The sequence below is a fragment of the Mycobacterium sp. E796 genome (assembly GCF_001672815.1).
Classification (GTDB): Bacteria; Actinomycetota; Actinomycetes; order Mycobacteriales; family Mycobacteriaceae; genus Mycobacterium.
In genome coordinates this window covers 1-7884 of sequence record NZ_LZKK01000126.1, presented here as the reverse complement: position 1 = coordinate 7884, position 7884 = coordinate 1, and the positions used below count along the sequence as shown (strand labels likewise).

Below are 7884 nucleotides of genomic sequence, written 5' to 3'. Positions count from 1 at the left end.
CTCGACGGCGCGCGCAGTGCCGTTCACGGGCACAAGACTGATTGGCCGCACGGCCGTCGCTGAATCTGGCAATGAGCTATCCCTTCGTACCGGCCGGCCGAGCGCATGCTCTGCGACCGCCTCCCCTAAAGACCGCGTTGGGACGCGCGCCACATCGTGCCCGTTCGTGTGACCTAAATCCCCCGATCCCAAAGTTAAGGGATTCAGTATCGATTGCGCAACGTTTTGTGGCACATCCGTACCTTTTTCCTTGATTGGCTCGGAGTTTGATGCCGACGACCTCGGCGTTTGCCGGGGCGCCGTCGGACCTGCCCGCGACGAACCCACGCACCTCCGACCGAAATCGTGATCGACTAGTCCCATCCGCTACAGAGCAAGAGACAAGGACGGTGGACGATGGCAGCCAACCAAGAGGGCATCGGCGTGCTGAAGCTCGAATGCCCGCAACGCCACCCCGTGGGCAGGATCCTCAAGGAGGCCCCGCACCAGTCGGTCATGTACGACCCAGGCGCGATGGCCGGAGAGCGCCGATTCTGGCCGAACGAAGAGGACCAGCCGCAGTTCAAGACGCACTGCCGCTTCTGCGACAAGCCGGTGGGCGAGGCCGCGAGCACCCTGCAGGGCCAACTGGCCGCGCTGGTCGGCGACGCCTCGCAGACCATCGGAACCGTCACGATGCAGTTCGTCTAGCGGGCGTTACAGTCTTGGGGCGCGATGTTAAGCGCCGACGCGAAAGAGGAGCCCCGTGGCGACACCGGACGACAGCCCTCGCCCGCCCGAAGGCGACTGGCTGGGCACCCCGTACCTGAAGTTTGAACGCCAGGGACCGATCGCGGTCTGCACGATCGACCGCCCCCAAGCGCGCAACGCCCTCACACCGGCGATGTACTTCGGAATCCGTTACGCCATAGGGCGTGTCAGCGAGGACCCGGACCTGGCCGGGCTGCTGATCACCGGAACCGGGGACGTCTTCGCGCCCGGCGGCGACATGGGCGGCGGGGGAGCCACCGACAACTGGATCACGTTCGGCTCGGCGCTGGGGATGGACGTCACGCCGTTCGACGCGGTGCGCACGTCGGCCAAGCCCGTCGTCTCCGCGGTCAACGGGCTGTGCCAGGGCGGCGGCATGCAGATCGCGCTGTGCAGCGACCTGTCCGTGGTCAGCGAGCGCGCGACCTTCCGGGTGCCCGAGCTGTTCCGCGGCTACGCCGACACGTACTACAGCCAGATGCTGGCCCGCGTGATCGGCCCGGTCCGCACCCGCGACCTGATGTTCACCGGCCGGGTGCTGACGGCCGCCGAGGCCCTCGACTGGGGCCTGGTCAGCCGGGTGGTGCCCCACGACGAGCTGCTCGCCACGGCCAAAGACCTGCTGGCGCAGGTGTGCCGGACCGCGCCGCGCGCCCGCGGCGTCATCAAGTCCAGCATCGACAACTACCTCGGCCTGTACGACCGCATCGGCATGACCGCCAGCCTCACCGACGCCGAGGCCCGCGACGGCTTCCGCGCGTTCAAGGAGCGCCGCTCGCCGGACTGGGTGCACCCGGAGCTGCGCACCGAGGGACGGCTATAGGTCGATCCATTCGCCGTGCGCCGCTACCCGCAGCAGGCCGGCGATGCCGGCCTGATCGAACGCCGCGGCGAATTCGTCGGCGCCCTCGCTGAAATGGGCCCAGCCGTCGACGTGGGCCGGGATCACCACCTTGGCGCCGAGGACCTCGGCGGCGGCGGCCGCGCGCGCCGACGTCAGCGTCAACGGCCGGCCGTGCTCCTTCGCGGGCACGCGCGCCGCCCCCGCGAACAGCACCGCGACGTCGACCTCGCCGACCCGATCGGCGACGGCCTTGACCGCGCTGATCGAGGCGTTGTCGCCGCTGAGGTACACGGTGGGCACGCCGGGTCCCGACAGCACGAATCCGGTCACCTCGCAATTGACGTGGCCGCCGGCGTCGCGCTGCCCGTCGGCGGGGCCGTGGACCGCCGGAACCGCTTGCGCCGCAAGCGAACCCGAGCCGCCCGGGAGGTCATACGACTCCCACGCCGGCACGCCCACCGCGGGCGGGCCCAGCCGCCCTGCCGCGCCGGGATTGGTGAGCACCAGCGGGGCGGCCAGCGCCATCCGGCGGCCGTCGTCGTCGAGGTTGTCGGGATGCTGGTCATGACTGATCAACACCGCGTCCACCGGACCCAACGCGTCGGCGTCCACCGCCGGCCCCGCGAGCTTGGTCAGGTAGCCATGCTCACCGGGCGGATCGAAGGTCGGATCCATCACGATCCGGCGGCCGGCGATGTCGATCACCGTCGTCGGCCCGCCCAGCACCGTGATCGCAAAGTCGCGTCGCCGCGAGTCAAACATTTCGTGCCCGACCTTTCCAATACGGTTCGCGCAGCGCGGTTTTGAGGATCTTGCCGCTCGCGTTGCGGGGGAGCGACGGCACGAAGTCTACGGTCCGCGGGCATTTGTAGCCGGCCAGGTGCCGGCGGCAGAACTCGATGATGTCCGCGGCGTCGACCTCCTCGGTGGCGACGACGATCGCCTTGACCGATTCGCCCCAGAAGTCGTCGGGCACCCCGATCACGGCGGCGTCGGCGACGGCCGGGTGCTCGATCAGCACGCTTTCCACCTCGGGCCCGTACACGTTCTCACCGCCGGTGATGATCAAGTCCTTGAGCCGGTCCTCGATGTAGACGTAACCGTCGGCGTCGAGGCGCCCGATGTCACCGGTGCGCACCCAGTCGTCGTCGGTGATCGTCTCGGCGGTCGCCTCCGGGCGGTTGAGGTAGCCGCTCATGTTCTGGTTGCTGCGCACCCAGATCTCGCCCGGCTGCCCGACGGGCAGGACCTCGCCCGTTTCGGGGTCGACCACCCGAATCTCCGTGCCCAGCACGGGCTTTCCGGCCGACAGCTGCAGGTGGGGCCGGTCGGGGTCGCGGTGGTCGTCGTCGCCGAGCGCCGTGACGGCCCCGCACAGTTCCGTCTGCCCGTACACCTGGACGAAGTTCGTCTCGGGCCAGGTTTCGAGCGCCCGGTGCAGCAGTGGCACCGGCATCGGCGCGGCCCCGTAGACGATGTAGCGCAGGCCCGCGATCGCCGCGCTCGCCGCCTCGCCGGCGTCCAGGAACCGGGCGATGACCGGTGGCACGAAGAACGCGTGCGTCGCGCCGGACCGCACCGCTCCGATCAACGCCGTGGCGTCGGGCTCGCGGGTCATGATCGTCGGCACCCCTGCCGCGATGCCGAACAGCGCGTAGCCGATTCCGCCGACGTGGAAGAGGGGCATCGCCACCAAGTTCGCGTCCCCGTCGCCGAACGGGAATGCCGGCGCCAGGTTCGCCGCGTGATTGGCCAGCGCCCGCTGGCTCAGCAGCACGCCTTTGGGTCGCCCGGTGGTGCCGGAGCTGTAGATCACCAGCGCGGTTTCGCCCTCGTCGACCTCGGCGGCCTGCGCGGGTTGCGCTGCGGCGAGCAGGGATTCGTACTCGTCGTCGATGACCACGATTCGGTCCAGGCCGTCGACCCGCGCGGCGGCCGCCTCGGCGGCGGGCCGCAGTTCCGCGCCGACGAACAGCAGCCGCGGGCGGCTGTCGGCCAGCACGTGCGCCAGCTCGTCTCCCACAACACGCCAGTTGACGACGGTCGTCACCGCGCCGATCGACGCCGCGGCGAACAGGATCTCCAGGCAGGCCGGGTGGTTCTTGTCCAGGAACGCCACGCAGTCGCCGCGCCGCACACCGGCGGCCCGCAGAGCCCCGGCCGCCCGCCGAATCCGCGACGCCCACTGTTCCCATGACCACTGCCGCTCGCCGTAGCGGATCGCGACGTCGTCGGGCCGCTGCCGGGCGTGTCGCTCGACCAACCCGGCGAGCGTCCCATCGAGGTGAGTGTGTTCCACACGTCGAGTGTGCCCTGAGGGCTTTGCGTGTGCGCACAGGGCGGGAATCCGGCCGGTCCGCCGCCCCGGGCTCACCTGCGACGCCGTAGGCTCACACGCGGCGCCGTGGGCGCACACCGAGCGCCGGTGTGCCACTATCACTGCCATGGTCAACGCCGATCGCGCCCGGTCCCGCACCTTCGTCGTGACCGGGGCGGCGTCCGGCATCGGCCTGGCCACCGCGCGGCGCCTGCTCGCCGAGGGCGGCACCGTCGTCGGCGCGGACGTGGCGGCCCCACCCGACCTGGGGGCCGAATTCCACTTCGTCACTGCCGACGTCACCGACGAGGACGCCATCGCCGCGGTGTTTGCCGCCGTCCCCGACCGCCTCGACGGCGTGTTCCACGCGGCGGGCGTCGCGGGAGGCGGGCCGGTGCACCTGCTCGACCGCAAGGAATGGGAGCGGGTGATCGGCATCAACCTCACCGGCACGTTCCTGGTGGCCAAGGCGGCGCTGGCCAGGATGATCGAGCAACCCCGCGTCGACGGGGAGCGGGGCTCGATCGTCACCGTCGCCAGCATCGAGGGGCTGGAGGGCACGGCCGGCGGCAGCTCCTACAACGCGGCCAAGGGCGGCGTCGTCCTGCTCACCAAGAACATCGCGCTCGACTACGGGCCCAGCGGCATCCGCGCCAACGCCATCTGCCCCGGCTTCATCGAAACCCCCATGGCCCAAGGCGTTTTCGGCCTGCCGGGGATGGAGGGCCCGCTGGCCTCGATCACCGAGGAGCACGCCCTGCAACGGTTCGGCCGGCCCGAGGAGGTCGCGGCGATGGCGGCGCTCCTGCTGTCGCCCGACGCCTCGTTCGTCAGCGGCCAGGCGATCGCCGTCGACGGCGGCTACACCGCCGGTCGCGATCACGGCGTCGTCAAACTCTTCGGCTTGCCCGACTAGCGCCTTAAGATTCGCGCATGGTCACTCCCGACGACGCGATCGCGGCGATTCGAGGCACCGGCGGCGCGCAGCCGGGCTACCGCGCCCTGCACGCCAAAGGCACGCTGTACCGCGGCACGTTCACCGCGACCCCCGATGCGGCGGGCCTTTCGCGAGCCAAGCACCTCGACGGCTCGACGGTGCCCGCGCTGATCCGCTTCTCCAACGGATCGGGCAACCCGTCCCAGCGCGACGGCGCGCCCGGGGTGCGGGGGCTCGCGGTGAAGTTCACGCTGCCCGACGGGTCCACCACCGACGTCTCGACGCAGACCGCCAGGCTGTTCGTCTCCAGCACGCCGGACGGATTCGTCGATCTGCTCAAGGCGATGCGGCCCGGCCCGACGACGCCGCTGCGCATGGCCAAGTACTTCCTGACCCATCCCCGGCTGTTCGGCGCGCTGCCCGTGCTGCGCGACGCCAACAAGGTCCCGACCAGCTACGCCACCATCGAATACCACGGCCTGCACGCCTTCCGCTGGGTCGCCGCCGACGGCAGCGCCAGATTCGTTCGCTACCACTGGGTTCCGGCCACCGAGTCCAAGGCGCCGGCCCCCCAAAGTGACGGCCCGGACTTTCTCACCGACGAACTGAACGCGCGCCTGGCAACCGGTCCCGTCCGGTTCGACTTCCGCGTCCAGATCGCCGGACCGGACGACTCGACAGTCGACCCGTCGGCGGCCTGGCAGAGCACCCAGATCGTCACGGTCGGCACGCTGCAGATCGACGGCCTGGACACGCAGCGCGAGCACGGCGGCGACATCGTCGTGTTCGACCCGATGCGCGTCACCGACGGCATCGAACCCTCCGACGATCCGGTGCTGCACTTCCGCAGCATCGCGTATTCGGCGTCGGTCAAGCTGCGCACCGGCGTGGACCGCGGGCCCGAAGCGCCGCCCGTCTGAGGCCGACTAAACTTCGCGGGAGTGCTGCTCTCCCATATGGTTTTGATCGTCGTGGCCGGGTTCGCCGCCGGCGCCATCAACGCCCTCGTCGGATCGGGCACCCTGGTCACCTTCCCGACGCTCGTCGCCCTCGGCTATCCGCCCGTCACCGCCACCATGTCGAACGCGGTCGGCCTGGTGGCGGGCAGCGTGTCGGGCACCTGGGGCTATCGCGCCGAGCTGGCCGGGCAATGGGATCGGCTGCGCTGGCAACTGCCGGCGTCGCTGGCCGGTGCGGTGCTGGGCGCCTTCCTGCTGCTGCACCTGCCCCCGACGGTGTTCGCCCGCGTCGTGCCCGTGCTGTTGGTGCTGGCGCTGGTGCTCGTGGTGATCGGGCCGAAGCTGCAGACGTGGGCGGCGCAGCGCGCGGAAGAGGCGGGCCGTTCGCCCGAACACATCACGCCGGCACGCAAGGCCTTACTGGTGTTCGGGACGTTCGCCGTCGCGGTCTACGGCGGCTACTTCACCGCCGCGCAGGGCATCCTGCTGGTCGGCGTCATGGGCGCGCTGCTGCCCGAGTCGGTGCAGCGCATGAACGCGGCCAAGAACCTGCTGACCCTGGTGGTGAACGTCGTTGCGGCGGTGAGCTATTCGCTGGTGGCGTTCGGCCGCATTAGCTGGCCGGTCGCCGGGCTGATCGCGGCGGGCTCGCTGGTCGGGGGACTCGTCGGGGCCCGCTACGGGCGCCGGCTGTCGCCGACGGCGCTGCGCTCGACGATCGTGGTGGTCGGGCTGATCGGCCTGTACCGCCTGCTCACCGTGGGTTGACGACGGCCTCGGCGATGACGTCCATCACGTCGTGGCGCTTTCGCCACGCCCGCAGCTGACGCATCGCCCCGTTGCCCTGCGCGGCGACGCGCTCGAGTTCGGCTGTGACACGGTCGTATTCACCGAGCGCGTCCAGCGCCGGGCGCACCCGCTGCACCAGCGCGCCCAACATCTGGCGGACCGGCACCGCGCCGCTGCCGTGGATCAGGTCGAGCGTGCGTCCCGCGAGCCCGTCGTGCGCGGCCTTCCAGTACGCGGCCCGCAGCGCCGCGGGCGGCAGGCGCTCGTGGTCCCCGCGTCGCTCGTCGAGCGCCGTCATCACCGCGGCCCTGATCAACGTGGCCAGCAGCACCGTCTCGTCGACGGTGGCCGGCACGTCGGCCACCCGGATCTCGACGGTCGGGAAGTTCTCCGACGGGCGCACGTCCCAATAGACCATCTTGTGGTCGAGGATGACCTCGCTGTCGATCAGCATGCGCACGGTGCGGTCGTACTCCTCGGGGGCCGGGAAGTACGGCGGCGGCCCGGCCACCGGCCAGCGCCGCCACAGCACGCTGCGCCAGCTCGCGTAGCCGCTGTCGGCGTTGCGATACACCCGCGAATTGGCCGACAGCGCAAGCAGTGACGGCAGCCACGGCCGCAGCCAGTTGCTGACCCGGATCGCGGCGGCCCGGTCGGGCACCTCCACGTGCACGTGACACCCGCAGATGCCCTGCTCGTGCGCGACCATCCCGTACGCCTCGCCGATCCGCCGGTACCGGGGTGTGTCGGTGACGGGAAACTCGTGCGGCGTGGTGGGCGGGAGGCCGGCGGCGAGCAGCTGCACCCCGGCGGCCTCCGCGGCCTCGGCGGCGGCACGGCGCAGCCGGGTGAGTTGCTCGCCCAGTTCCGCGCTCGTCGCTGTCACGCTGGAGTTGGTTTCGACCTGGCAGCTGCTCAGTTCCAGCTGCAGGGTCGCTCCCCGCCGCTCGGCTTCCTCGGCCACCGCGGCGTTGCGGGGGGCCGGTTCACCGGTACGCGGGTCGACGAGGAGGAATTCCTCCTCAGCCCCGAAGGTGGGAAGCCCGCTCATTCAGCCGATTATCGGCCGATTGACTCGGGTCGGCTTACCAGCGAGCGGTCGACGCGAGCGCGGCGTCCGCGGTCGGGTAAACCGGCAGCAGGCGGTTCAGCCCGCAGGCGTCGACGATTCGGGCGACGAATGGTTCGCAGGTGACCAGGCGCAACTCGATGCCGCGCTCTCGACACCGCTTCGCCTCCTCGGCCAGCACCGCGAACGCGCAGCAGCCCATGAACTCGAGGCCGCTGA

9 protein-coding genes are annotated in these 7884 nt (G+C 70.8%); 5 read left to right on the top strand and 4 right to left on the bottom strand.

Annotated features, from left to right (window positions below):
- Positions 1–396: 396 nt before the first annotated feature.
- Together A5706_RS10130 and A5706_RS10125 are read left to right on the top strand one after the other, a co-directional pair.
- On the top strand, positions 397–690 hold the full coding sequence (locus tag A5706_RS10130) for a hypothetical protein (RefSeq protein WP_068129710.1): 294 nt from the start codon (positions 397–399) through the stop codon (positions 688–690).
- A gap of 55 nt (positions 691–745) precedes the next feature.
- Positions 746–1573 carry an enoyl-CoA hydratase/isomerase family protein gene (locus A5706_RS10125; RefSeq protein WP_068129707.1) on the top strand — a complete coding sequence of 276 codons (828 nt, stop codon included), beginning with the start codon at positions 746–748 and terminating at the stop codon, positions 1571–1573.
- On the opposite strand, the gene A5706_RS10120 is transcribed toward A5706_RS10125, so the two are convergent.
- Positions 1568–2356: an MBL fold metallo-hydrolase gene (locus tag A5706_RS10120; protein ID WP_068129704.1), complete on the bottom strand. Its 789-nt coding sequence runs from the start codon at positions 2354–2356 to the stop codon at positions 1568–1570. The genes A5706_RS10125 and A5706_RS10120 overlap by 6 nt on opposite strands.
- On the bottom strand, positions 2349–3893 hold the full coding sequence (locus tag A5706_RS10115) for a long-chain-fatty-acid--CoA ligase (protein WP_068129701.1): 1545 nt from the start codon (positions 3891–3893) through the stop codon (positions 2349–2351). The genes A5706_RS10120 and A5706_RS10115 overlap by 8 nt, the downstream gene beginning before the upstream one ends.
- 145 nt (positions 3894–4038) lie before the next feature.
- Between A5706_RS10115 and A5706_RS10110 the strand changes: the two genes are divergently transcribed.
- From A5706_RS10110 to A5706_RS10100, 3 genes are read left to right on the top strand one after another with little or no spacing between them, the layout of a single operon-like run.
- A complete protein-coding gene (locus A5706_RS10110; RefSeq protein WP_068129699.1) occupies positions 4039–4827 on the top strand; it encodes an SDR family NAD(P)-dependent oxidoreductase in 789 nt (262 codons plus the stop codon).
- Between the two features lie 17 nt (positions 4828–4844).
- A complete protein-coding gene (locus tag A5706_RS10105) occupies positions 4845–5768 on the top strand; it encodes a catalase family peroxidase (protein ID WP_068129696.1) in 924 nt (307 codons plus the stop codon).
- Between the two features lie 36 nt (positions 5769–5804).
- Positions 5805–6575: a sulfite exporter TauE/SafE family protein gene (locus A5706_RS10100; RefSeq protein WP_068129694.1), complete on the top strand. Its 771-nt coding sequence runs from the start codon at positions 5805–5807 to the stop codon at positions 6573–6575.
- Here the strand turns inward: A5706_RS10100 and A5706_RS10095 are convergent.
- Positions 6562–7647 carry a glutamate--cysteine ligase gene (locus A5706_RS10095; RefSeq protein ID WP_068129691.1) on the bottom strand — a complete coding sequence of 362 codons (1086 nt, stop codon included), beginning with the start codon at positions 7645–7647 and terminating at the stop codon, positions 6562–6564. The two genes, A5706_RS10100 and A5706_RS10095, sit on opposite strands and share 14 nt — an antisense overlap.
- Positions 7648–7681: 34 nt before the next feature.
- The coding region (locus A5706_RS10090; RefSeq protein ID WP_156766648.1) for an anti-sigma factor antagonist at positions 7682–7884 on the bottom strand (203 nt) is incomplete at its 5' end.